The organism is Candidatus Ruthia endofausta, assembly GCF_013342985.1.
Taxonomy (GTDB): Bacteria; Pseudomonadota; Gammaproteobacteria; order PS1; family Pseudothioglobaceae; genus Ruthia; species Ruthia endofausta.
Window position 1 is genome coordinate 253,307 of the sequence record NZ_CP054490.1, and the last position, 25,056, is coordinate 278,362.

Sequence of the window (25,056 nt, forward strand, 5' to 3'; positions counted from 1 at the left end):
GCAATTTCATCAAATACTGCACACCACTTTAAGCAAACTACGAACCATTAACGTATTCCATGACAGTAATATCTTGTTATCCATAAGAGGCGGCACTCTTTTGTTTCTAATATTGAATAACATATTTATGCTTAAGATATCAATGGGTTTTTAGTGTAGAAGTTATTTGCTAGTATAAAACAGAACTTGATATAAAAAGTAGGGTTGATTTAATTTTTATCAAATCTAACACAGACGATTTTGGCAATCAGAATTTTCGATTTAGCTTGGCTTATCAAGGACTGAAATTATTATTCAAACAATTAAATATTAAATGTATAAAATGGGGTTATTAGTTGTTATTTTTCTTATATTGTCCTCTGGTAATAGTAGTAGTGAAAGAAGTAATTGATGAGATTAGTACAGGAAAAACGCTCGTTGATATGAGTATAGCAACACAATATATGTAAGATACGATTGATAGTGATAAAAATAATATTATTGGATTTAATCAATTGTCTACAGACGAACCCTAGAATTCTACTTTATCTACTGTTGGTACAGAGTTTTTTGAAATTGAAATGCAGAGAAGTAGCTGTTTTGAAGTGTCTTGTTGTCAGCTGTCCCTGAGTGGAAAGGGTAGCATACAAAAAGTTGTTGAAGATGATGGAAACTTTGCAAGATTCATTACACAAAGTAATGATAGTGGTAATATTACATTGACAGTCAAACTGTTAGGAGAGCGGTATTATTATCTTGACCTTCACATTATTAGTTCATGAATGTTAGATGCTTCTAAAACAAACTCAAATATACAAACCTTAAAATCTATTGGACTAGGGAAGCATAAATTTACTAGACATAGTGCCGAGTTGGCCGAAGATTTAGACCAATCAGGGGTTGATGCACATACAAATTCTATTGTGGTTTAATACTTTAGGGTTGAACTAGTTATAACAATCAAGGTGCTTCTATGGTGGCTGTTACTGACTACCTGTTTCTTCATCTTGAGACTGACCCTAACCCAGGTTTCTCAGTTTAATACTTCTTACTCTGACAATAGTATTTATTACACACCTGCTATACCTACTAAAGGATATGATAAAAGCCTATCTTCAATTGTTAATGTTGCTGCTCATGAGTGGGGACATGTCATTACTAGCAGGAACTCTAATTTAATATATTCGCGTGAATCAGGTGCGTTAAATGCTGGGTGTTGCTATAGAAAATGCTCTACGAAAACAAATAATTGGCTCATTGGTTTCGCAGATAAGTCTTATCGATCAATGAAGAATCCGGAAAGTAAGTATCGTATATATCAAGATTATTATGATTATAAAATAATCAAAGATGGCGCTGTTTATTAGCCAATGGCAGAGGAAAGGGTTCATTATCCAAATACTTACAAAAGCGATAATTGGTTTTTAACAGATATGACTAATTGCGCCACACCAAAACTGATTATAATGATTTTTGTGGCGTTCATGAATGACGTTAATGTTACTGGTATCACCAATGTAATTAGAATTGTTCTAGATGCTAATAAAAACCACTGGCTACGAAATAGTACTTTCCAGACACTACACTGCCAAGCCGCTTCTGGTTATGGTGATACTGAAGATGAGATTGATATGCAAGAATAGAATTAGCTTAGGAGGCCGGTTGGTGTGACTGATAACAATCAATAAAATTATTTATTTTTAAGTGCTAGGCGGATAATGTCTTCAGTGGAGAGTGTTTTGTCATTGATAATAGCCAACATCCTTTTAGATTCTTTGGACTTAAACCCAAGTGCTTGTAAAGCGGCCGATGCTTGCTTAATATTGGGATTTGTATTAATGTTTCGATGATTTTGACTACTTAATTCTAATTTTTCTAAACGGTCTTTAAGTTCTACAATGAGTTTTTGTGCTGTTTTTTTACCAATGCCCGGGGCTTTGGCCAGTAAAACATCATCTTCATTAGCAACAGCATTCATTAGTGAGACAATATCAAGGTGAGACAAAATAGCCAGTGCTACTTTAGGACCAATACCATTTACTCTAGTCAGTTCTCTAAATAAGTTTTTTTCATCTTTAGAGATAAAGCCGTACAGGGTATGCGCATCTTCTTTAATTGATAAGTGGATGTATAACGAGAGTTGCTTCTCCTCACCCATTGCATAAAAACTTGACATTGGACATAGAATTTCATAGCCAATGTCGCCCACTTCAAGCAAGATTTCAGGTGGATTTTTTTCTAAAATGATGCCTGTGAGTTTACCAATCATAACCAATTGTATTTATTAAAATAGTCTTTCTCAAAAGCTTTAATATCATCCGTATACTGCAAGGTTAAGCTAATATCATCAAGACCATTGATTAAACGTCTTTTTCGTTCTACGTCTATTTCAAAGAGATAAGTTTTACTATTCGCATAGATACTTTGAGCATCAAGATTAATTGTAATTTCATCGCTTGAAGTAAATAATTCATCCATAACGCTACTATCTTGTATAATAGGTAAAATACCATTTTTAAAACAATTGTTATAAAAAATATCTGCAAAACTAGGGGTAATAATTGCTTTAAAACCATAATCTTCTAATGCCCAAGGTGCATGTTCACGGCTTGAACCACAGCCAAAATTCTCCTGTGCCAGTAGTATTTTTGCGCCTTGGTATTTTGCCTGATTCAATATAAAATCCATATTAAGCGGACGTTTAGAATTGTCCATGCCAACTTCACCATGGTCTAGGTAACGCCACTCATCAAATAAATTAATACCAAAGCCAGAGCGTTTAATAGATTTTAAAAACTGTTTGGGGATAATTGCATCAGTATCAACATTAGCACGTTTAAGTGGTACGGCTATTGAAGTAAATGTGCTAAATTTTTGCATTATTCGATCTCTGAGAAATGGCCAGCAATGGCACTTGCAGCTGCAATAGCAGGGCTGACTAAGTGAGTAAACGAACCCTGACCTTGACGACCTTCAAAGTTACGATTTGAGGTGCTTGCGCATCTCTCTCCTACTTCTAGTTTGTCAGCATTCATAGCCAGACACATTGAGCAGCCCGCTTCACGCCACTCAAAACCTGCATTGATAAAAATTTTATCCAGCCCTTCTTCTTCGGCTTGTTTTCTAATCAATCCTGAGCCAGGTACGACTAAGGCAAGTTTGATATTGCTGGCCATTTTTTTATCTTCTAAAACACTGGCTGCAATACGCAAGTCTTCAATTCGTGAGTTGGTACATGAGCCAATAAAGATTTTGTCGATTTTAATGTCTGATATTTTTGTATCAGAAGTGAGTTGAATGTAATTAAGTGCATTTTCCCAACTAACTTTCTCAGTTTGATTTTTGGCATTAGCAGGGTTGGGCACATATCCATCAATTGCCACCACCATTTCTGGAGACGTACCCCAAGTAACTTGAGACTTAATGTCTTGTGCATCAAAATGTACGATTTTATCAAAGTGTGCGCCTTTATCAGAATGTAGTGTGCGCCAATATTCTATTGCTTTGTTCCATTTAACACCTGAAGGTGCCAGTGGGCGGCCTTTGACATAGTCAATGGTTTTATCATCAACAGCAACCATGCCTACACGTGCACCTGCTTCAATTGCCATATTGCATAAGGTCATACGACCTTCAATGGATAAATTTTGAATGGTGTAGCCACTAAATTCAATCGCATAGCCTGTGCCACCTGCAGTGCCGATTTGACCAATAACGTAAAGCGCAATGTCTTTTGCACTGACGTGTTTGTTAAGTTTGCCATTAACTTCAATGTTAAAATTTTTAGATTTAGATTGCCACAAACAACCTGTGGCTAAAACGTGTTCAACCTCGCTGGTACCAATACCAAATGCTAGCATACCTAGTGCGCCGTGGGTTGAGGTGTGTGAATCGCCGCAGACAATGCTCATGCCTGGCAGAGTAGCTCCTTGTTCAGGAGCAATGACATGCACAATGCCTTGGCGAATGTCATTCATAGATATTTCATCAATACCAAAAGTTTCGCAGTTTTTGTCTAAGGTTTCAATTTGTAACTTTGAAATAGCATCGCTAATACCGCTAACACCTGATGAACGATTGGTTGTAGGTACGTTATGATCAGGTACTGCTAAGTTGGCACTTGTGCGCCAAGGTTTTCTACCTGCTATTGCCAAGCCTTCAAATGCTTGAGGCGAGGTTACTTCGTGAATAAGCTGCCTGTCAATATAAATAAGCATCATTGAGCCGTTTTCACGTATAACATGTGCATCCATTAGTTTGTCATAGAGTGTTTGAGCCATTATTGATACGTAATACTTGATAAAATAACTCATTTTACATTTTTATTAAACTTTATGTGTGGACTCTGTGGGCAGTTAAGATTTGATACTCAAGTGGTGAGTGATGATGGACTCAAGAGAATGATGCAAAAAATTGCGCGTCGTGGTCCTGATTCTAGTGGCCTCTGGGTTGATAATAGTATTGGTTTTGGGCATCAAAGACTTGCTATTATTGATTTGTCTAATCATGCTCACCAACCAATGATTGATAAAAATCTTGGTCTGGTTTTGGTTTTCAATGGCACGATTTATAATTATCAAGCTTTGCGCCAAGATTTAATCCAGCAAGGTTATCAATTTTTCTCGCATTCTGACACTGAGGTTATTATCAAAGCTTATCATCATTGGGGTGAGGATTGTGTCATGCATTTAGATGGTATGTTTGCTTTTTGTATCTGGAATAAAGCTCAAAATCAATTGTTTGTTGCTCGCGACCGAATGGGGATTAAGCCACTTTATTTTAATCTAACAGACAAAGCATTTAGTTTTGCTTCTAATATGCAGGCGCTGGTAACGCAAGGCATAGATAAAAGCATTAATCCTATCGCTCTGCAGCAACAACTTTCATTGCATGGTGTTGTACCAGCACCTAATACGATTATTAATGGTGTGAATAAAATCAAACCAGCAACCACATTAACCATTAGTGCTAAGGGCAAAGTTGTTGAAAAAACTTATTGGCAGCCAAAGGCCGTGCGCCCAAAAAAGGCATTGACGGATGAGCAATTTATTCAGTGCACGTATGAACTCTTAACAAAGAGTATTTTAAAACGAATGAATGCTGCAGATGTGCCAATTGGTGTGTTGCTTTCTGGTGGGCTAGATTCATCACTTTTAGTCGCATTACTTAGAGAAGCGGAGCATAAAGATATACGTACATTTTCAATTGGTTTTGAAGATATTGATGATGAAGTTGGGTCTGAATTTGAATATTCTGATCAAATTGTTGCCCAGTTTAAAACCCAGCATGAAAAATATGTCATTAGTAATTCACAAGTACTACCACGCCTTGGCGAAGCAGTTGCAAACATGAGTGAGCCAATGGTGGCTCAAGATGCAGTAGCATTTTATTTATTATCTGAACAAGTATCTAAACATATTAAAGTGGTGCTTTCTGGTCAAGGTGCAGATGAGGCTTTTGCAGGTTATTTTTGGTATGAGCGTATGCAAGCGCAGACAGGTTCCGAGATTGAACGTTTTACTAAACATTATGTAGACAGATCGTATAAAGAGTATTTGCAAACGGTTAATCAGCAATATCACAGCGGTAATCATACCGAAACTTGGCTTCATCACGAATTTACTAAGGCAAGTGCAGATACGTTTATGGATAAAGTATTTCGCACTGATATTACTCGTTTAGTGGTAGACGACCCTGTGAAAAGAGTGGACAACATGACCATGGCTTGGGGCTTAGAAGCGCGTGTACCATTTATGGATTATAAGTTGGTAGAGCATGCTTTGAGCATGCCGCCAAGCTTAAAAATGCTCAATAAAGGAAAACACCCCCTTAAACAAATTGCCAGAGGTTTGTTGCCCGATAGTGTGATTGACCGTCAAAAAAGCTATTTTCCAATGCCAGCACTTAAATACATACGTGGTGAATTTTTAGACTTTATGTCAGACGTACTAACTTCAAGTAAATGTGTCAATCGTGGTGTGTTTAATCAGGTATTTATTGATAAAGTAATTAACAAGCCGCGAAACTATATGACTGCACTCAATGGTTCGCGTTTATGGCATTTGGTATTATTGGAATATTGGCTACAAATAAATATTGATGAATAAAATAATCATTTATACAGATGGTGGCTGTCGTGGTAACCCTGGTATTGGCGGTTGGGGTGTATGGCTTAGATATGGCGAGCATGATAAAAAACTTCAAGGCGCAGAACGTGATACCACCAATAATCGAATGGAACTTATTGCTGCTATTAAAGCATTAGAAGCAATTAAATCTAGCAACATTGCGATTGATTTATTTACCGATTCTAAATATGTGATGACAGGTATTAGTGAGTGGATTAAAAACTGGAAGGCTAGAAGTTGGAAAACTGCCAATAAAAAACCAGTTAAAAATATAGACTTATGGCAGCGCTTAGATGTGCTTAACAATCAGCACAATGTTGTTTGGCATTGGGTCAAGGGTCATAGTGGCGACAAAGGCAATGACATGGCGGATGCACTGGCAAATTTAGCCATGGATAAAATTAGTAATTGAGTTGAAATATTTAATTAATAATTATAATATTTAAATAGTCTCAAAGAAACTTGCAATCAAAAATAGTGATGCTATAAACGGTAATTCTTGATTATTCAAACAGGAGATTGAGTGTGAGGAAATTAGTTATATTGTTCGGATTTTTCTTAAGTTTTAATGCTTTTACTGATGTAAAAGATTCTTGCGATGATAAAGAAGACAATCATCAAGTTAGTACTTGGCTTGTTTAAGATTGTAAATAATCCAATTCTTGCTGAGAAAAATTAGCAAGCTTTCTGGCTTCAATATTAAAAGGCCCTCTAAGTTGATTGCCAATGTGTTTTTAACCAATTGGCGGGTCTAAAAAACGTTGTTGTCAGAGGGCGTGAAACCAATAATTGCCAATTTTTACATGATTAATCTCATCAGCAAAAATAATGTCTAAAATTTCTACCATGGCTTTAAAGTTTGATTGTTTTTAGAATCATTTAGCCTATTTACCAAATTGATTTTTTCATCAATTTTTGTACTCATTAACGCTTAGCAGGCCAGCTCAAAGACGTTTATAAGCCTCCAATTTTATATCACCCAATTGCCAATCTCCAATTTTAGATTTAATTAACCGTAAAGTTGGAAAACCTGTCATACGCCTAATTTGACGATTTTTACCTTCGGTGATGGTTAACTCAAACTAAGAGTTGGGGATATTTTTGCGTATGCGTATAGGTGGTGTAGGATTCCATAGCCAATCTGGCTGGTTGATAATTTTGACTTGGAAATTTTATCTTGTAATTTTCCGTCATCAGTCAATATAATTAAACTTTCTGAGTCCTTATCTAGCCGTCCAGCAGGGTAAAGTATCTTTAATGGCAATATAATCAAACAAGGTGTGACCTTTCACCACTAAATTGGCATAAAATTCCAAATGGCTTATAAATAGATAAGTTTTAAGCATAGACTTGTTTAGCTCTTGCTATGAATGCATCCAGTTGAGAATTAGCAATTGAGGTAAAAATGGGCGATATGGTAATGTCGACTAATTTTGATGAAAAGCTAAATTCCAAGTTGAGTTCAATTTTGCAGGCACTGCTACTTAGTTTTGTGAATATCCAAGCACCACTTAGATGTTTAAATGGCCCTTCCTTAAGTTGCATATCAATTTTTTGATGGGGAGTTAAGGTGTTGATTGTTGTAAAAATTTGATTAAAAATCCCTTTATTAATCTTAACTGAGGCTATGATTTTATCATCAGATTGCTTTAAAATAGAAGCATCTGAGCACCAATTAAGAAATTGAGGATATTGATTAACCTGATTAACCAATTGATACATTTGTTTACAAGAATAGGCAACAATGGCATTATTAGAAATATGATGCATGGCTAAAAAAATAATGGCTAAAAAAAATAAAAAAATAAAAACAAGTTCAAACACCATTGCGCTTAATAAAAAGGCAAGACGTGACTATTTTATCGAACAAACCCTGGAAGCTGGTTTAAGTTTAGAGGGCTGGGAAGTAAAAAGTTTGCGAGACTCTAAAGCCCAAATCAAAGAAAGTTACGTTATTTTAAAAAATAATGAATTGTTTTTGTTTGGTGCGCATGTTTCACCACTTAAAAGCGCATCAACACATGTCAATGCTGATTCTACTCGTACTCGCAAATTATTACTTAATCGTTTAGAAATTAATCGTATTAAGGATAAAATTAACCAAAAAGGTGCCACTGTTGTACCGCTTAAGCTTTATTGGGTTAGAGGCAAGGTGAAATTAGAAATTGGCGTGGCCAAGGGTAAAAAATCTCATGACAAACGCCAAGACATTAAGTCAAGAGATTGGCAAAGAGATAAACAAAGAGCGCTAAAAGAGACAAATAAATAAAGATTTTAGCTTTGATTGGTGATTATTTATTTTCTTAGTAAATTTGTAATTTACTAAGAAAAATATCTTTATAATTAAATAGGCTGAATGTTGGAGGTTGGTAATAGATAGTTTTTATTTGCTTTTCATTCTCTACCTCCTTTAATGATCAACCTTATAGTATTTGGTACTTTACAAATTAATTTCTCGAGGAGAAAAAAATGAATAAATCAGGGTTAATTGATGCAATTGCATCAGTGGCAAACCTATCTAAAGCAGATGCCTCTCGTGCATTAAATGCAACAACAGATGCTATTACTAGAGCTATGACTAGCAGTGATGGTGTACAGCTTACTGGCTTTGGTAGTTTTATTGTTAGAGGCCGTGCAGCACGCACAGGTCGTAATCCACAAACAGGTGCAACGATTCAAATCAAAGCATCAAAAGTGGCTGCTTTTAAAGCAGGCAAAGCATTAAAGGAGGCGATTAATAAATAAACTTATTAATCAGTTCTAAAAAGCACTTTTAGGTGCTTTTTTTATGTCTGAAATTTGGTAGAATACTCGCTTTATTTACGATTAGTGGAGATTTTATGGAACGTACTTTATCAATTATCAAGCCAGATGCGGTTGCAAAAAACGTAATCGGTCAAATTTATTCTCGTTTTGAAGAAGCTGGTTTTAAAATTGTTGCCAGCAAAATGATTCATCTTGATAATGATTTGGTAGGTGGTTTTTATGCAGTGCATAAGAATCGTCCATTTTATGGTGAGTTGGTTGAATTTATGACGTCTGGCCCAGTAATGGTTCAGGTTTTAGAGGGTGAGAATGCCGTTACTAGGTATCGTGAAATTATGGGCGCTACCAATCCTAAAGAGGCTGATGTCGGAACTATTCGTGCTGATTTCGCAAAGTCTTTAGACGAAAATACAGTACATGGCTCTGATTCTTTAGAAAATGCAGCTATTGAAATCGAGTATTTCTTTGGTAAAGATGGTGTATGCCCAAGAACTCGTTAGTACTAATACACTTTCCTTGCATTAAACAGGGATTAATGCAAGGAAATGTATGAATAAACAAAATCTTTTAAGTTTTAATCAGAATGCGCTGTATGATTTTTTTGTGGGTTTAGGTGAAAAGCCTTATCGTACTAAACAAATCATACAGTGGATTTACAAAGCCTATGAGTTTGATTTTGATAAAATGCTTAATTTTAGCAAACCCCTAAGAGAGGAGCTAAGCAGGGTGGCTTGTGTTGAGCTACCTAAAGTTATTAAACAAAGCTTTGCTCTAGATGGGGTGATTAAATGGGTGCTAGCATTGAGTGAAGACAACCATATTGAAATGGTTTATATTCCTGAGAAAGATCGCGGAACGCTTTGCATTTCTTCCCAAGTAGGTTGTGCTTTGGCCTGTACTTTTTGCTCAACTGGTATGCAAGGGTTTAACAAAAATCTTACAACGGCTGAGATTATTGCCCAAGTATTGATTGCTAATCAGTATCTCAATCCTAAAGCTAAGCGTATTTCTAATGTTGTGTTTATGGGTATGGGTGAGCCTTTGTTAAATGAACATGCAGTGTATAACGCTTGTGATTTACTACTTGATGATTTAGCGTTTGGTTTATCTAGACGCAAGGTCACCATTTCTACCTCTGGCGTGGTGCCAGCCATGCTACGCATGAGTGAGCGAACACCTGTGAGTTTGGCTGTTTCCTTGCATGCACCTGATAATCATCTGCGAGATGAGCTAATGCCCATTAATCAAAAATATTCAATTGAAGAATTACTCGGAGCTTGCAAAGTATATTTACATGCTGGCACTCAGGAACGTCACATCTTGTTTGAGTATGTTATGCTTAAAGGTGTGAATGATTCTACTGAACACGCTAATAAATTAGCAAAATTATTAAAAGACATCTCGGCTAAAATAAATCTAATTCCCTTTAACCCATTTGAGAAAACTCAATATCAAACATCAAGTGCACAGACCATTGAAAAGTTTCAGAATATTTTATATCAACAGGGTATTCGTACAATGACACGCCGTACCCGTGGTGAAGATATTGATGGCGCTTGTGGACAATTGGCTGGAAAGGTGCTAGATAAAACTAAAAGAGCTCATGCTAGAAGACATTGATTACTACCCCAAAAAAAGCAAGAAAAAGCTTAAATTAAAATGGTGGATGCCACTTATTTTGGCCTTTATTTCAGGTATTTTTTGGTATTTAAATCAAAAAGATAACACTAAAAAAGTAAGAAAAGCGCCCGTTTTAATTGTCATTAGCAAAGGCGAAGAAGAACAAAAAGAGACTGTAAGCATCGTTATAATTGATAATCATCCATTGCTTGGTTCTGATTCTAATAACAACATTGTCAACCCAAAATCCCTAGATGAAGCAATTCATAACTACATCAATAAATATCAATGAAGCCAATACATACAATTCAAAGAAGAAAATCTAAGCAAATATTTGTCGGTGATGTTGCAATTGGTGGTGATGCGCCCATTTCAGTGCAAAGTATGACCAATACTGAAACGACTAATGTCAAAGCAACGGTTGCACAAATACAAGCCATTCAAAATGCAGGTGCCGACTTGGTGCGTGTCTCTGTGCCGACAATGGATGCGGCAGAAGCTTTTAAAGCCATAAAGAAACAAGTCAATATTCCACTGATTACCGACATTCATTTTGATTACAAAATTGCACTCAAGGTGGCAAAATATGGCGCCAGTTGCCTGCGTATCAACCCAGGTAATATTGGGCGAAAAGACAGAATAAGAGGAGTAGTGGCGTCAGCCATAGATCATAATATTCCAATTCGTATTGGTGTGAATGCAGGCTCTTTGGAAAAGGATTTACAAAAAAAATACACCGAGTCAACACCTGAGGCAATGGTTGAATCTGCCTTTAGACATATTGATATTTTAGATAAATTAAATTTTGATAATTTTAAGGTTTCACTCAAGGCCAGTGAAATTTTTATGACTGTATTTGCTTATCAACAACTGGCCTCTCAAATTGATAACCCATTACATTTAGGCATTACTGAGGCAGGGTCGTTACATTCTGGCACAGTTAAGTCTTCGATTGGCTTGGGTTTGTTATTATCAGAAGGTATTGGCGATACAATTAGAGTTTCTTTAGCCTCTGATCCAGTTGATGAAGTGCGTGTTGGCTTTGATATTTTAAAATCTTTAAATTTACGCCAAAAAGGCGTTAATTTAGTTGCTTGCCCATCGTGTTCTAGACAGAAGTTTGATGTGATTAAAGTAGTTAATGAGTTGGAATCTCGTCTTGAGGACATCACTGCACCAATTGATGTGGCAGTGATTGGTTGTGTGGTCAATGGACCCGGTGAAGCAAAAGCAGTGTCAGTCGGCTTAACAGGTGGTGAGCCTAACCTTTTGTATCTTGATGGCAAAATCCATTCTAAAATAACCAATGAAAACTTAGTAGATGAACTTGAAGCTCAGGTTAGAAACAGTCTTAGAAGCCTTTAACTCTTTTGTAAACCTTGTAGCGATAAATAAATTGTATCAACAAGTAGCCAAGTATTGAGCTGGTGATAGAAACAATCAAGCATCCAAGCAAGAAAGGCTGCCAAATAACATCAAATACTTGCCAAACATACTCAAGTGACATAACAAAGCCCTTTTCGATACTAACATCCAAAATCCAAGCGCCAAGTTTATAGCAACCATAAAAAATAACTGGCATGGTAATAGGATTGGTAATCCAAACTAGAGCAATAGATAGTGGTAGGTTTGCACTAGATATAACCGCAATTGGTGCGGCTAATAGCATTTGGAAGGGGATGGGAATAAACGCACAAAACACTCCAACTGCAAATGCTTTAGAGATAGACTTTCTATTAAAGTTCCACAAACTTGAGTGGTTTAAATGCTTGCCAAGCCAGCCTAAGTGCTTGTGATCTTTTAATTCATCTGGGTTAGGAGTGTAGTGTTTTAATAGTTTTTTCATGAACGTGCAGCATTGATAATGCCCGTTTCATTTAACCCATATAAATTATACAATTCTTGTTGCTCACCTTGCTCACTAAATTTGTCTGGCAAGCCTAAAATACTTAAAGGTATGTTGATATTTTTTTGATGTAGAAGTTCACTAATTGCACCACCTGCACCACCTGTGATGGCATTATCTTCAATAGAGATAAGTTTGGTATGTGAACTGGCTAATCTAATAATTAATGTTTCATCAAGTGGCTTAACAAAGCGCATATCAACCACAGTTGCACCTAGTTTTTCACCTGCGGCAAGTGCGCTTTTAACCATGATGCCAAAAGCAAAAATTGCCACACTAGAACCTTCAAGTATGACTTTTGCTTTACCCAGTGAAATTTTTTCATCAGTGATGTAATTTTGAAGATCTGATGTGCCTCTAGGATAGCGTATACAAATAGTGCCATTGGTTTCAAATGCAGTATTGAACATTTGATACATTTGTATTGCATTACTTGGCGCCATAATGGTTAAGTTGGGGATACACCTTAAGAAACTCAAATCAAAACTACCTGCATGAGTTGCGCCATCACTACCCACTAATCCAGCTCGGTCAATTGCAAAAATAACACTTAGATCTTGTAGTGCAATGTCATGAATAAGTTGGTCATAACCACGTTGTAAAAAAGTAGAATAGATAGCCACTATCGGTTTTAGACCCTGAGTGGCAAGTCCACCTGCAAAAGTGATGGCGTGTTGTTCTGCAATACCCACATCAAAATATTGCTTAGGGTAATTTTTTTCAAATTCGCTCATGCCAGACCCAGTACACATGGCAGGTGTAATGGCAATTAAATTTTTATGATGAGGTGCGGTATTATTTAGCCAAGTAGCAAATACAGTACTGTAACTGGGTAGATTGGAAGAGTTTGATGAGGCGGGTACTACGCCATGAAACTTACACGGGTCATTTTCTGCTGTTTCAAGCCCGTAACCTTTTTTGGTAATAATGTGTAAGAGTCTTGGTTTTGTTTGTTGTTTGAGGTTTTGTAGTGTTTGGACTAAGGTGGATAAATCATGTCCATCAATGGGTCCAAAATAATCAAGTCCCAATTCCTCAAACAAAGTACTAGGCAGGACCATGCCTTTAAGGTGTTCTTCTGAGCGTTTGGCAAATTCATGGACTTTAGGCATTTTTTCTAAAAATCCTAGTGACTTTGATTTCATGATTGAATAAACCTTGCCAGAGATAAGCTTGGTAAGGTATTTATTCATAGCACCCACATTTTTTGATATTGACATATCATTGTCATTTAGGATAATGAGTAGATCTGCATCACTATCACCTGCATGGTTAAGTGCTTCAAATGACATGCCACCTGTGAGTGCGCCATCGCCAATTACAGCGATAGATTTACCATTACTATTATTAATGCCGTTACCAATAGCGATGCCTAAAGCAGCACTAATTGAGGTTGATGAATGCCCAGCACCAAAGCTATCGTGCTCGCTTTCGCTACGTTTTGTAAAACCAGATAAGCCATCTTTTTGGCGCAACGTGTGCATTTTGTTAAGACGGCCTGTGAGGATTTTATGGGTATAAGCCTGATGGCCAACATCAAAGACAAAACTGTCATGCGGTGTGTCAAACACATAATGCATGGCAATGGTCATCTCAATTGTGCCAAGGTTAGGTGCTAAGTGGCCACCTGTTTTTTGAATATTTTCAATTAAAAATGTACGCACTTCTTCAGCTAAAGACTGCAATTGTACAATGTCAAGTTGTTTAATATCTACAGGGGAGGTTATTGAATTTAACACTAAATAAAGACTTAATTTAAAAAGACATCATTATACTGATAATAATAAGGCTATTTTAAAACTACCAAGAAGGGCGGCGAATTTTTAGCGAAGGGTCTTTTTGAATATTTTTATTTTTAATTTTAATCTTTTCGTCAAAATTTCTAGCAATAAAGCCAAGTTCTGGCTTAATTTTTCGCATCGGAATCCACACTCGATAGCCACTACCCTTAGCAACGCCCAACACTTCGTTATGCTCAGTTAGCATCGATTCAACCGTGGTATTAAAACAACCGTCAGGTAATATAACTTCAATAGAATCACCCACACTAAACTTATTTTTGGCTTCGATAAACGCCTTACCATCTTTATAATCTAGAATTTTCCCCACCACTTGTTGTTTGTGTGAGCGTGAATAATTATCAAAATAAGTTTGCAATTCTTCTGGCTGGTGTCTTTGATAAAAGCCATCGGTATACCCTCGATTAGCAAGATTTTCTAGCACGCCAAAAGCATTTTTATCAAACTCACGACCAGCAACAGCATCATCAATGGCTTGTCGATATACTTGTGCTGTGCGTGCAGCGTAGTAGTGTGATTTGGTTCTGCCCTCGATTTTGAGGGAATTAATTCCCATGGTTGTGAGTGTATGTACGTGCTCAACGGCGCGTAAGTCTTTGGAATTCATGATATAAGTGCCATGTTCATCCTCAAAAGCGGGCATTAATTCACCAAGGCGACCTTGTTCTTCAAGTAACACAACTTGATTTTCAGAGGTTTTAATTTCAACTGCTTTAATATCACCCTCAAGGGTTTCTTCGGCCTCTTTAACGTCATATTTCCAACGACAAGAATTGGTGCATGAGCCTTGGTTTGGATCGCGGTGATTAAAATAGCCTGACAATAAGCAACGACCAGAATAGGCAATACACAATGCACCATGCACAAACACTTCTAGTTCAATATCTGGGCATTCTTGGCGAATTTCTTTAACTTCATCTAATGACAATTCACGCGAAAGAATAATGCGACTAATGCCCACATTTTTCCAAAATTTTACCGTTGCATAGTTAATCGAATTTGCCTGAACTGATAAGTGAACCACTTGGTTGGGAAATTTTTCTTTCACCATCATAATCAAACCAGGGTCTGCCATAATTAAAGCATCAGGATTAAAATTAACGATGGGCTCAATATCCTTCATGTAAGTTTTAATTTTGCTATTGTGGGGAATAATATTTGAGGCAACAAAGAATTTTTTATTATTTGCATGTGCCTCAAGTATGCCTTGTTCTAAAGTTTTGGCATCAAATGAGTTATTACGCACTCTGAGGCTGTATCTTGGTTGTCCTGCATAGATAGCATCTGCACCATAAGCATAAGCGTAGCGCATATGCTTAAGGCTACCAGCAGGAGAAAGTAGTTCTGGTTTGTTCATGTTTGTGTATTTTATCATCATCAGTTTATTAAATACCCTTATGTATAATGAGACGCGATATGTTTACAAAAAAAGACGTTCCAAGATTAAAGCAAGATTTAACCATTCAAACAAATTTACTTGGGACTAATTTAACCCTAAAAACACGCTGGGGTGTATTTAGCCCTCGCTCTATTGATGATGGTACTGAGTTATTCATGAAGCATTTAAAAATTGCCAATGATGATAAGTGTCTTGATTTAGGCTGTGGTTATGGTCCTATTGGTTTAACAGTTGCTAAGTTTTGTCCACAAACAGAAGTACACATGGTGGATAAAGATTTTGTTGCCGTAGAATTGTCAAACATCAATGCTAAACTTAACCATATTGATAATGCTCAGGCTTATTTATCAGATGCGTTTTTAAATGTTAATAAAAGAAATTATTTTGATCAAATATTATCAAACGTACCCGCAAAAATAGGCAGAGAGCAACTCAGTATTATTTTGTATGATGCTCATAATGCGTTAAGATCAGGCGGTAGAATAACATTTGTAACCATTAACGGTTTGAGGCACTTTATTAAAGATAATTTTAAATCCGTATTTGGTAATTATAAAAAACTCAAACAAGGGCAAAAATACACCATTTCCCAAGCGATTAAATAGAAAATATTTGTAAAATAATAATATATGAGTAAAATACTCAGCAATTAAACATTGAACAGGAGTAACACAATGGATGTAATGGACAGAATTCAACAGCAAGTAGACAGTGCAGCAGTTGTGCTTTATATGAAAGGCACACCTCAATTCCCACAGTGTGGTTTTTCTGCTACAGCGACAAAAACACTTGCCTCAACAGGTATTGAGTTTGCCTATGTTAATATTTTTGAAGATCAAGAAGTGTTTCAAAACTTGCCTGCATTTGCAGACTGGCCAACATTCCCTCAAATTTATTTCAACTCAGAGTTAGTGGGTGGTGGTGATATTATTGTTGAAATGGCTAAAATGGGTACTTTAAAAGGCGAAATGGAGAAAGCTAGCGAGAAGTTTGATGCCAAGTAGGGTTTTCTAGCGAACCACTATACAATTGATATAAACTAGTGTCTATTTGTTCTTAAAGTAGTGGAAACTTTGTTTTCACTACTTCTACCATCACAACAATCAAGCCCCCACACCTCACCACCATCATTGTATCTGTATAATCCATACCAACAATGAACATCAACACCTAACTAACAAGGGTTTTCTGACCAAACTAAATGAAAGACTCCCTAAGAGTACTTACCTAGTAATAAGCAAACCCATTTAAGGCAAATTCTCCAAGTCATTCGTGAAAAATTTGATTTAGTTGTAAGTGCGGCGTCAGGCAAAAGGAAAACAGGTAAGTTGATTAAGGTTATTCTGTTTGGTTCGCACGCTATACGGGTAAGTGGATGAATAAGCCAGAGACTGGTTATATCAGTGATTATGATATTTTAGTGATTGTTGATCAATATGACTTAGTAGCAAAGTTTGATTTGTGGAATACGATTGAAGATAGAGTAAGAGTCTTTTTACCACCGTTTTTTAAACTAGAATGTAACTTGACTGTACATACTTCGGATGAAGTTAATAATACGCTTAAAGAAGGACAGTACTTTTTTACTGGTATTAAAGACCAGGGGATTGCTGTTGTATGAGTTTAATAGGAAAGAGCTGGCTATGCCGGAAAACTTGACTCAGGAAGGGTATAGAAAATGGCGATTAGAGATTATGATGAATGGTTTGATAGTGCCAACCTATTTGAATAAGAGAGTCGTTCACTTATTAACTAAGCGGCTTTGTAAGGAAAAAATTAAGTCGTTTGGCTAGCAAATTAAGATTGGATTTATTTTTACAATCTTCTTAATTGATAGGCCTTGTTCTTTGAGCCAATTCTTGGCTTGAGATAGTTAGCAAAATAGATTTAACCAACTGCCAAAATTTCACTTTGATGGTGCTTGTGTTTGATATGGGGCAAGCTCATGCACAATGACATAATCAATCACACTCATTGGCGCCATGATGTTGTAATTCAACTGGTGCAAGTTGGCGTAATAATCAAGTCTAGGCAAGGGGTAATGTTTCTAAATGAATTTTTATACCACGTGTGAAAATGCGTTTCACTATCGCCACTTAGATAAAAGTACGCACCATCAAAATGTATTTGTGGTTTTTGCATGTGTATGAGTTTGAGTGGGTAGGTGTTGCCTAAATACAAAAACTCCTCATCCTTATGATAGTGCATTTTTTCGTTTGGTATTTTTAATCAGTGCTTGTTTTTTTCCAATCCAATATTGCTTTTCATGAATAGAGCTTTCAATTTTTTTGACACTTAGCCTGTTTAGTGCGCGTACCAACAGTTCTGTATTGTCAGAAATTTGTAAGCTTAGCGTTTTTTCGCTTAGAGCGAATAAGTTGATACTTCATGAGTTGAACCATTTATTAATATCGGTATAGAACGTTATTCTAATTTGTATATGAATGGGTAATGAGGTTTGATTTGACTTTAAAATAGAGCACATAATTTTTTTAAACTAAAAGATAGTGGAGAAGCTATAGCAACAAATAATAAAAGGGCAGACAATGCCAATATACAAAATTCTGAACCAATGAAGCCAGAACATGGAATATATGTTGATGGTGCAATGAGTATTAGTTTGAGCTCTGGCGTGGTTAAGATTGATTTTTATCAAGCACTTGGCATGATTGATGGTGATAAAAAGTAAGAGCAAAAAAGAAATGCGCAAAGCATTCCAGCCTCTTACAATATCAGTTGCTGGTTTGTTTGAATTAAATGACATTCTTGAAAAAGTGCTTAAAGCAATTAAAGACAGTGACACAACCCAAAAACTAAGTACCAATTAATCACAACTTTTTTAAATAATTGTTAGAGTTTATATTAATCAACCCAAGCTCTAGCGTTTTCAAACATTCTCATCCACGGGCTACGCTCATGCCATTTTTTTGGATGGTGTGAGTTTTGCACCGCTCTGAACACCCTTTCTGGATGTGGCATCATGATGGTGATCTGCCCAGATTCATTAGTAACGCCTGCTGTGGCAAAATCTGAGCCATTTGGATTGTGTGGATAGTTTTGTGTTGGCTTGCCATCATGATCAACATATTGCATGATTAAGTGGTTTTTATCCATTTGAGATGCAAAGCTTGCACGACCTTCGCCATGAGCAATGGCAATTGGCATGATTGAACCTGCCATATCTTTTAAGAAAATTGAATTTGATTGTTTGATTTGAGCTGAGGAAAAACGCGCTTCAAACTGCTCAGAAGTGTTGCGCTTAAAAATTGGGAAATGCTTACTACCAGGGATAATGTCTGTTAAATTGGAGATCATTTGGCAGCCATTACACACCCCGAGTGCAAAGCTATCATTACGATTGAAAAAAGCCTCAAATTCGTCTTTAGCACGTGCGTTATAGAGAATAGAGCTTGCCCAGCCTCTACCAGCACCAAGCACATCGCCATAGGAAAAACCACCACAAGCTACCAAGCCTTTAAAGCCAGTCAAAGATATTTTGCCAGATAAAATATCACTCATGTGTACGTCAATGGCATCAAATTCAGCTTTGGTGAATGCAGCGCCCATTTCTATTTGTCCATTAATTCCTTGTTCTCTTAGAATGGCGATCTTTGGTTTGGTTGAGGTTTTGATATAAGGCGCTGATACAGACTGATTTATATCGAAACTTAAATCAATTTTGATGCCTGATGTATTGTCACTAATGTTATTAAACTCTTCTTTAGCGCAATCCGGATTGTCTCTTAACTTAGCGATTTCAAATGAGGTAGTTGACCATAAGGATTGTAGTTCGGTCCTTGATTTAGTGTAAATAATTTTATTATTTGAAATGATTTCAATTGTGTCAGTGTGATTAATCGAGGCAATTTTTCGTGTGCAGCTTGACAATCCAACGTGGTTTAAAGCATCAATAACGGCTTGTTTGTTTTGTGTTTTAACTTGAATAACGCAGCCTAACTCTTCATTAAATAACTCTTCAATGCCACCATTAGAAGTAATGTCTAAGCCACAATGTGAAGCAAATGCCATTTCCATTAAAGTGATGATAATGCCACCATCACTTCTGTCATGATAAGCACTGATTAGAGCGTCTTTATTGAGTTGATTAATTGCGATAAAGAAACTCTTAAACACAGAGGCATCATCAAGATTAGGTGCATCTTTACCGACTTGGTTATAAACTTGTGCCAAGCAAGAGCCACCCATTCTATTTTTTCCAAAGCCAAGATCAATTAACAACAACTCGCTATCTTGGTCAGTTTCAAGTAGTGGTGTAAGTTGCAAACGAACATCAGAGGTTTTAGAAAAAGCAGTAATAATGAGTGAAAGTGGGGCAGTGACTGATTTATTCTCACCTTGTTCCTGCCATGAGGTTTTCATGCTCATTGAGTCTTTACCTACAGGCACTGTCAAGCCCAATTCTGGACATAAATCCATGCCCACAGTTTTAACGGCTGAGAATAATTTTGCGTCTTCGTTTGTATGTCCACTGGCACTCATCCAGTTGGCACTTAAACTAATGTGGTGAATATCTTCTATAAAGCCACCTAATATATTGGTTAAAGCTTCACCAATTGTCATTCTGGCTGCAGATTCAGCATTACACAATGCCAAAGGTGTTTTTTCACCCAAAGACATAATTTCGCCTTGATAGCCTGTGTAGTCTGCTAATGATATGGCGCAATCTGCAACAGGTACTTGCCATGGTCCTACAAACTGGTCGCGTGCGACCAAGCCAGTGACGCTTCTATCACCAATGGTAATTAAGAAATTTTTACTAGCAATGGTTGGGAGTTGTAATAATCTAGTAATAGCACCATCAATAGTGATATTACTAGTATCCAGCGCATTAAGATGATCACTTGTTGAGCGTGCATTAATACTGCTTTTTGGTGGATTGCCAAGCAGTACACTCATGGGTATATTAATGGGATTGTTGTTAAACAACTCATCGTTTAAGACAAGTATTTGTTCCTTGGTTGATTCGCCTAATACCGCAAAAGGCGCCTGCTCACGAGTACAGATATCTGTAAATGTTTTAAGGTTATTTTCTTCAACCGCTAACACGTAGCGCTCTTGTGATTCGTTACACCAAATTTCAAGTGGCGACATTTTAAAATCATCATTTGGAATGGCGCGTAATTGGAATTGCCCACCCCTACCAGAATCATTCACTAATTCAGGCAAGCCATTAGACAAACCGCCTGCGCCAATATCATGAATAGAAACAATCGGATTGTCTTTACCCATATTGGTGCAACTATCAATTACCTCTTGGGCGCGCCTTTGCATTTCAGGATTAGCACGTTGCACTGAAGCAAAATCTAAATCCTCGCTTTGCTCACCACTTTTAATACTTGATGCCGTGCCACCGCCCAAACCGATTAACATTGCTGGACCACCTAAAACGATAATCTTACTTCCCACTGGAATGTTACCTTTTTTAATGTGTTGTTCTTGAATGTGCCCCAAACCACCTACCAACATAATTGGCTTGTGATAGCCACGTACGTCGCCATTCGGCATTTTTTGCTCAAAAGTTCTAAAATAGCCCAAGGTGTTTGGACGACCAAATTCATTATTAAAACTAGCTGTTCCAATTGGCCCTTCAAGCATAATATCAAGTGCTGATTTAATTTGATTGGGCTTACCATAATCAACCTCCCAAGGTTGCTGAGCATTTTTAATGTTTAAATTAGAAACACTAAACCCACATAAACCTACTTTAGGCTTGGAGCCTTGACCCGTTGCACCCTCATCACGAATTTCCCCGCCAGAGCCTGTAGCTGCTCCTGAATGAGGTGCAATGGAAGTAGGGTGGTTGTGGGTTTCAACTTTCATTAAAATTGCTCGGTGTTCTTTTGAAGTGGTGTATTTACCCTTGGTGTCTGCATAAAAACGTCCACCTTGATAACCTGCCATCACCGCTGAATTGTCTGAATAAACACTCAACAAACCTTCTGGATGTTGATGATAAGTATTGCGAATCATGGAAAATAGGCTTTTTGCTTGGCGCTCACCATCAATCGTCCAATCTGCATTAAAAATTTTATGCCGACAATGCTCTGAATTTGCTTGTGCAAACATCATCAATTCAATATCTGTAGGATTGCGCTTTAGTTTGGTAAAACTAGCCACCAAATAGTCAATTTCTCCACTCGATAATGTCAAACCCAATTCTGCATTAGTACGTTCTAGCGCAGATTTCCCCTCAGCTAAAATATCAATATTTGTTAGTGGTTGAGGCTCAAAGTTGTCAAAAATTAAATGTGCATCATCAATTGAGCTAAGTGCTGACTCAGTCATTTTATCCATAATGATAGATAAAATTGCTTTTTTATTTGTGATTTTCTTATCAAAATGATAAATAATTCCTCGCTCAATACGACGCACTTTTTCGAGTCCGCACAAATGCAAAATGTCACTCGCCTTTGACGACCAAGGTGAGATTGTGCCAAGACGTGGAATGACAATAATTTGTGTGCTGTTCGTTATTTCAAGACGTGTGCTATAACTTAAAAGCCTTTCAAGTGTGGCTACCTCACCACTAGTTAGTGCATTTTCACAATTTGAAAAATGCACAAATTCAGTGCCCATTAGTTTAACGCCAAGGCGAGCTATTTTTTTATTAAATATATCTTGTTTAAAGCTGCTTAATGCTTGAATATGTTGAATGGTTTTAATCATGATCTTTTAATGGTTTTGACTATCAATTTTGTCTAATAATCTAATAATTACTTGGATTTCTTTGTTGTTTTCTAAAATACCAGGAATGCAATCGTCTGGTAGCACTACAGCATAACTTGACTCTATATTTTCATTGTCTTTAATAACTTTCTGCATTTTTTGATACCAATAATTAGGTAAATATAGTCTTAAATTTTCAATTGTTTTGATTGTCTCTTTGTTAATGCTATCTTATAAGTGCTAAGTTTTTGAATTCAGCATTTTTGTCTATCCTATTTTTTAAATAAAGAATTTCATTTCCCTTATAGCTTGGGTATAAGCACCTTGACACTGCATCAAAATAAAATCTGCCCCTGCTAAATAAGCGTGAGATAAATCAGCCTTAGGAAAACTACTTTTCTTCTTTTGCTAGTTTATATAAGACATAAATTGCCCCTGTGCGTGCCGAAATTTCGTTTGAACCAAGTAAATTAATTGCTGAATTAAACCGTTCATCCACTCGTTGGTTAATTTGTATTTTAATTTGTTTTTCTTGATTAGATACTCGAATAAAAAATAAGTAAATAAAGTGACAAATTTTTGCTTTAATTCTGATAAATTAATTACACCTTGTTGATAGAGTAAATAATCATTATAAAAAAAAGATGAATGCAATAGTACTGGCAAGTATAAAAACATATTTTGAATGATGGTTTTTTAGGGTTGCCACATGAGTTATAAAATAGCATCACAAAAAAGTTGCTTGATTTGTTGTAGAAATGTTGGATTGACTTTGGCAATAATTCTGCCTAATTTCTCAGCATTTATTGTATTTAATAAATGAGATAAGTTTTAAGTTTGAATCAATAAAGTTTTTTTCTATAGGAATAATATTGAGCCGGTGCTTTTTTGAGGTAATTTGAAAGCAAATCACATCATCAAATTTATTTGTATTTTTTCAATCATGACATTTTTCAAACTGCCCAATATAGGCATTAGCTTTTGTAAGTGTATGTATTACATGGTTTGAAATAAAGTTATTATTGTATCGATATTATAACTTATAACTGCGCCATCACTTCATCAGAAATATCGGCATTGTGATAGACTTCTTGGGTGTCGTCTAAATCTTCTAAGCGGTCAATCAGTTTCATGAATTTTTCTGCATCGCCCAGATTAAGTTCAACACGATTGGCAGGCTCCATGGTTACTTCGGCGTGGCTTGGCTTAAATTTTGCGCTTGTGAGTGCATCCTTAACTATAAAAAAATCCTCAGGTGTAGTGATGACATCAATAGGGCCATCATCATTAGTGATGATATCTTGCGCACCTGCATCAAGTGCTACTTCCATAATTTGGTCTTCATCGCCTGTCTCGAAGCTAATAAAGCCTTGTTTGATGAATAGATAAGACACCGAGCCATCTGTGCCTAAATTACCGCCGTGCTTTGAAAAAGCGTGGCGTACATCAGATACTGTGCGATTACGATTATCACTCAAACAATCAACCATAATAGCAGTACCGCCTAAGCCATAGCCTTCATAACGGATTTCTTCATAATTATCTCCATCAAGGTCGCCATTGCCACGTTTGACGGCATTCTCAATGGTGTCGCGTTTCATATTTGCTGCCAAGGCTTTGTCAATTACCATTCTAAGAGAGGGGTTGTTTTCAATCACACCACCACCTGTTCTGGCAGCGATGACGATTTCTTTAATCAGCTTGGTGAATATTTTGCCACGCTTGGCATCTTGTGCGCCTTTACGGTGTTGAATATTGTGCCATTTACTATGTCCTGCCATAATGATGCTCCGTTAGTGCGAGTATAAATTTTACCTTTTATGCGGTAAAGTCAAGTAATTTTTGAATAGCATTTTTTGCTTTTTTACGAATGTTAGCATTAATAAATATTTCGTTATTACCTGTTTGTAAGGTGCTTAAACAATTTTCTAGCGTGTTCATTGCCATCCACTCGCAATGTGCGCATGACTCACAATCTGCCCCAACACCCATTGTTGGGGCTTCTATAAGCTTTTTATTGGGCGCAACTTCATGCATTTTATGGAAAATGCCATTATCAGTTGCAATGATAAAAGTTTGTTCTTTCCTGTTTTTGACTGCATTAATCAGTGCGGTGGTTGAGCCGACTACATCTGCCAAATCAACCACTTCTTGTGGCGATTCTGGATGAACTAAAGTGGCAGCTTCTGGGTATTTATTTTGCAATTGAATGAGTGTCTTGGCTTTGAAACGTTCATGTACCACACAAGCGCCTTGCCAAAGTAGCATATCAGCACCTGTTTTATTCTTAACATAATTACCTAAATGCTTGTCAGGCGCCCATAAGATTTTTTTGCCATTGATTTTTAGGTGTTTGACAACGTTAAACGCACTGCCAGAAGTGACCACCCAATCTGCCCTTGCTTTAACTTGTGCTGAAGTATTGGCATAAACGACAACTGTTCTATCAGGATGTTGATCGCAAAATTTGGAAAATGTCTCAATGGGACAGTCTTCATCTAAAGAGCAAGTGGCGTTGTTATCTAAAACAAGCACTGTTTTTTCAGGGGAGAGGATTTTGGCGGTCTCACCCATGAATTTAACCCCAGCAACAATAATTAAATTTGCATTAGAATTTTGACCAAAACGTGCCATTTCTAATGAATCAGAAACGATACCCCCAGTTGCTTCTGCCAAAATTTGCAATTTAGTATCTACGTAGTAGTGTGCAACTAAGACTGCATCACGTGCTTTTAGCGCTGTTTTGATTTGTTCTTGGATTAACAACACGAA

27 protein-coding genes and 1 pseudogene are annotated in these 25,056 nt (G+C 36.8%); 14 read left to right on the forward strand and 14 right to left on the reverse strand.

Annotation, left to right across the window (positions count from 1 at the left end):
* Positions 1-761: 761 nt before the first annotated feature.
* Both HUE58_RS01330 and HUE58_RS01335 read left to right on the forward strand, forming a co-directional pair.
* Entirely contained in the window at positions 762-911 is a 150-nt protein-coding gene (locus HUE58_RS01330) for a hypothetical protein (RefSeq protein WP_174605292.1), read from the forward strand.
* A 438-nt stretch (positions 912-1,349) separates the two neighbouring features.
* Positions 1,350-1,622: a hypothetical protein gene (locus tag HUE58_RS01335; protein ID WP_174605293.1), complete on the forward strand. Its 273-nt coding sequence runs from the start codon at positions 1,350-1,352 to the stop codon at positions 1,620-1,622.
* A 47-nt stretch (positions 1,623-1,669) separates the two neighbouring features.
* Here HUE58_RS01335 and ruvA read toward each other — a convergent pair whose 3' ends face one another.
* From ruvA to leuC, 3 genes are read right to left on the reverse strand one after another with little or no spacing between them, the layout of a single operon-like run.
* On the reverse strand, positions 1,670-2,248 hold the full coding sequence (gene ruvA, locus HUE58_RS01340; RefSeq protein ID WP_174605294.1) for a Holliday junction branch migration protein RuvA: 579 nt from the start codon (positions 2,246-2,248) through the stop codon (positions 1,670-1,672).
* The gene (gene leuD, locus HUE58_RS01345; protein ID WP_174605295.1) at positions 2,245-2,859 is read right to left on the reverse strand and encodes a 3-isopropylmalate dehydratase small subunit; all 615 of its coding nucleotides are present in this window, start codon (positions 2,857-2,859) and stop codon (positions 2,245-2,247) included. The genes ruvA and leuD overlap by 4 nt, the downstream gene beginning before the upstream one ends.
* Positions 2,859-4,259 carry a 3-isopropylmalate dehydratase large subunit gene (leuC, locus tag HUE58_RS01350; protein ID WP_174605296.1) on the reverse strand — a complete coding sequence of 467 codons (1,401 nt, stop codon included), beginning with the start codon at positions 4,257-4,259 and terminating at the stop codon, positions 2,859-2,861. The genes leuD and leuC overlap by 1 nt, the downstream gene beginning before the upstream one ends.
* Positions 4,260-4,313: 54 nt before the next feature.
* Between leuC and HUE58_RS01355 the strand changes: the two genes are divergently transcribed.
* Together HUE58_RS01355 and rnhA are read left to right on the forward strand one after the other, a co-directional pair.
* Complete coding sequence (locus tag HUE58_RS01355; protein WP_174605297.1) at positions 4,314-6,086, forward strand: N-acetylglutaminylglutamine amidotransferase; 1,773 nt, start codon at positions 4,314-4,316, stop codon at positions 6,084-6,086.
* Positions 6,079-6,519: a ribonuclease HI gene (gene rnhA / locus HUE58_RS01360; RefSeq protein WP_174605298.1), complete on the forward strand. Its 441-nt coding sequence runs from the start codon at positions 6,079-6,081 to the stop codon at positions 6,517-6,519. The genes HUE58_RS01355 and rnhA overlap by 8 nt, the downstream gene beginning before the upstream one ends.
* A 532-nt stretch (positions 6,520-7,051) precedes the next feature.
* On the opposite strand, the pseudogene HUE58_RS07285 reads toward rnhA, so the two are convergent.
* Together HUE58_RS07285 and HUE58_RS01365 are read right to left on the reverse strand one after the other, a co-directional pair.
* Positions 7,052-7,436 (reverse strand): annotated as a pseudogene (locus HUE58_RS07285) (pseudouridine synthase family protein).
* A gap of 9 nt (positions 7,437-7,445) precedes the next feature.
* Entirely contained in the window at positions 7,446-7,877 is a 432-nt protein-coding gene (locus HUE58_RS01365) for a type II toxin-antitoxin system RatA family toxin (RefSeq protein WP_174605299.1), read from the reverse strand.
* Between the two features lie 13 nt (positions 7,878-7,890).
* On the opposite strand from HUE58_RS01365, the gene smpB reads away from it, so the two are divergent.
* The 6 genes from smpB to ispG all read left to right on the forward strand — a co-directional run bounded on the left by smpB (position 7,891) and on the right by ispG (position 11,858).
* Positions 7,891-8,376 (forward strand): SsrA-binding protein SmpB, encoded by a 486-nt coding sequence (smpB, locus tag HUE58_RS01370; protein ID WP_174605300.1) that lies wholly within the window; start codon positions 7,891-7,893, stop codon positions 8,374-8,376.
* Between the two features lie 200 nt (positions 8,377-8,576).
* On the forward strand, positions 8,577-8,852 hold the full coding sequence (locus HUE58_RS01375) for an HU family DNA-binding protein (RefSeq protein WP_174605301.1): 276 nt from the start codon (positions 8,577-8,579) through the stop codon (positions 8,850-8,852).
* A 95-nt stretch (positions 8,853-8,947) separates the two neighbouring features.
* Positions 8,948-9,373, forward strand: a complete 426-nt coding sequence (gene ndk, locus HUE58_RS01380) for a nucleoside-diphosphate kinase (RefSeq protein WP_174605302.1) — start codon at positions 8,948-8,950, stop codon at positions 9,371-9,373.
* 49 nt (positions 9,374-9,422) lie between these two features.
* Entirely contained in the window at positions 9,423-10,493 is a 1,071-nt protein-coding gene (rlmN, locus tag HUE58_RS01385) for a dual-specificity RNA methyltransferase RlmN (protein WP_174605303.1), read from the forward strand.
* A complete protein-coding gene (locus tag HUE58_RS01390; RefSeq protein WP_174605304.1) occupies positions 10,477-10,785 on the forward strand; it encodes a hypothetical protein in 309 nt (102 codons plus the stop codon). The genes rlmN and HUE58_RS01390 overlap by 17 nt, the downstream gene beginning before the upstream one ends.
* Entirely contained in the window at positions 10,782-11,858 is a 1,077-nt protein-coding gene (gene ispG, locus HUE58_RS01395) for a flavodoxin-dependent (E)-4-hydroxy-3-methylbut-2-enyl-diphosphate synthase (protein ID WP_174605305.1), read from the forward strand. Before HUE58_RS01390 ends, ispG begins: the two co-directional genes overlap by 4 nt.
* Here ispG and HUE58_RS01400 read toward each other — a convergent pair.
* The 3 genes from HUE58_RS01400 to trhP form a co-directional block, all read right to left on the reverse strand.
* Complete coding sequence (locus HUE58_RS01400; RefSeq protein WP_174605306.1) at positions 11,845-12,339, reverse strand: DUF2062 domain-containing protein; 495 nt, start codon at positions 12,337-12,339, stop codon at positions 11,845-11,847. The two genes, ispG and HUE58_RS01400, sit on opposite strands and share 14 nt — an antisense overlap.
* Positions 12,336-14,138 carry a 1-deoxy-D-xylulose-5-phosphate synthase gene (gene dxs / locus HUE58_RS01405; RefSeq protein WP_174605307.1) on the reverse strand — a complete coding sequence of 601 codons (1,803 nt, stop codon included), beginning with the start codon at positions 14,136-14,138 and terminating at the stop codon, positions 12,336-12,338. Before dxs ends, HUE58_RS01400 begins: the two co-directional genes overlap by 4 nt.
* 61 nt (positions 14,139-14,199) lie before the next feature.
* Positions 14,200-15,555, reverse strand: a complete 1,356-nt coding sequence (trhP, locus tag HUE58_RS01410) for a prephenate-dependent tRNA uridine(34) hydroxylase TrhP (RefSeq protein ID WP_174606208.1) — start codon at positions 15,553-15,555, stop codon at positions 14,200-14,202.
* A 59-nt stretch (positions 15,556-15,614) separates the two neighbouring features.
* On the opposite strand from trhP, the gene HUE58_RS01415 reads away from it, so the two are divergent.
* From HUE58_RS01415 to HUE58_RS01425, 3 genes are all read left to right on the forward strand, one after another.
* Entirely contained in the window at positions 15,615-16,202 is a 588-nt protein-coding gene (locus tag HUE58_RS01415; RefSeq protein WP_174605308.1) for a class I SAM-dependent methyltransferase, read from the forward strand.
* 69 nt (positions 16,203-16,271) lie between these two features.
* A complete protein-coding gene (grxD, locus tag HUE58_RS01420) occupies positions 16,272-16,601 on the forward strand; it encodes a Grx4 family monothiol glutaredoxin (RefSeq protein WP_174605309.1) in 330 nt (109 codons plus the stop codon).
* A gap of 371 nt (positions 16,602-16,972) precedes the next feature.
* The gene (locus HUE58_RS01425) at positions 16,973-17,218 is read left to right on the forward strand and encodes a hypothetical protein (RefSeq protein ID WP_174605310.1); all 246 of its coding nucleotides are present in this window, start codon (positions 16,973-16,975) and stop codon (positions 17,216-17,218) included.
* Positions 17,219-17,592: 374 nt separating this feature from the next.
* Here the strand turns inward: HUE58_RS01425 and HUE58_RS01435 are convergent, their stop codons facing one another.
* Together HUE58_RS01435 and HUE58_RS07070 are read right to left on the reverse strand one after the other, a co-directional pair.
* Positions 17,593-17,805, reverse strand: a complete 213-nt coding sequence (locus HUE58_RS01435; protein ID WP_174605312.1) for a hypothetical protein — start codon at positions 17,803-17,805, stop codon at positions 17,593-17,595.
* Positions 17,792-17,917, reverse strand: coding sequence for a hypothetical protein (locus tag HUE58_RS07070; protein WP_277998010.1), 126 nt, complete (start codon positions 17,915-17,917; stop codon positions 17,792-17,794). Before HUE58_RS07070 ends, HUE58_RS01435 begins: the two co-directional genes overlap by 14 nt.
* Before the next feature lie 352 nt (positions 17,918-18,269).
* Between HUE58_RS07070 and HUE58_RS01440 the strand changes: the two genes are divergently transcribed.
* A complete protein-coding gene (locus HUE58_RS01440) occupies positions 18,270-18,425 on the forward strand; it encodes a hypothetical protein (protein ID WP_174605313.1) in 156 nt (51 codons plus the stop codon).
* Positions 18,426-18,459: 34 nt separating this feature from the next.
* Here the strand turns inward: HUE58_RS01440 and purL are convergent, their stop codons facing one another.
* The 4 genes from purL to nadA all read right to left on the reverse strand — a co-directional run bounded on the left by purL (position 18,460) and on the right by nadA (position 25,053).
* Complete coding sequence (purL, locus tag HUE58_RS01445; RefSeq protein WP_174605314.1) at positions 18,460-22,284, reverse strand: phosphoribosylformylglycinamidine synthase; 3,825 nt, start codon at positions 22,282-22,284, stop codon at positions 18,460-18,462.
* A 6-nt stretch (positions 22,285-22,290) separates the two neighbouring features.
* Positions 22,291-22,440 carry a hypothetical protein gene (locus tag HUE58_RS01450; RefSeq protein WP_174605315.1) on the reverse strand — a complete coding sequence of 50 codons (150 nt, stop codon included), beginning with the start codon at positions 22,438-22,440 and terminating at the stop codon, positions 22,291-22,293.
* An 884-nt stretch (positions 22,441-23,324) separates the two neighbouring features.
* Positions 23,325-24,065 carry a YebC/PmpR family DNA-binding transcriptional regulator gene (locus tag HUE58_RS01455; protein ID WP_174605316.1) on the reverse strand — a complete coding sequence of 247 codons (741 nt, stop codon included), beginning with the start codon at positions 24,063-24,065 and terminating at the stop codon, positions 23,325-23,327.
* Positions 24,066-24,102: 37 nt separating this feature from the next.
* On the reverse strand, positions 24,103-25,053 hold the full coding sequence (nadA, locus tag HUE58_RS01460; protein ID WP_174605317.1) for a quinolinate synthase NadA: 951 nt from the start codon (positions 25,051-25,053) through the stop codon (positions 24,103-24,105).
* Between the last annotated feature and the right edge of the window lie 3 nt (positions 25,054-25,056).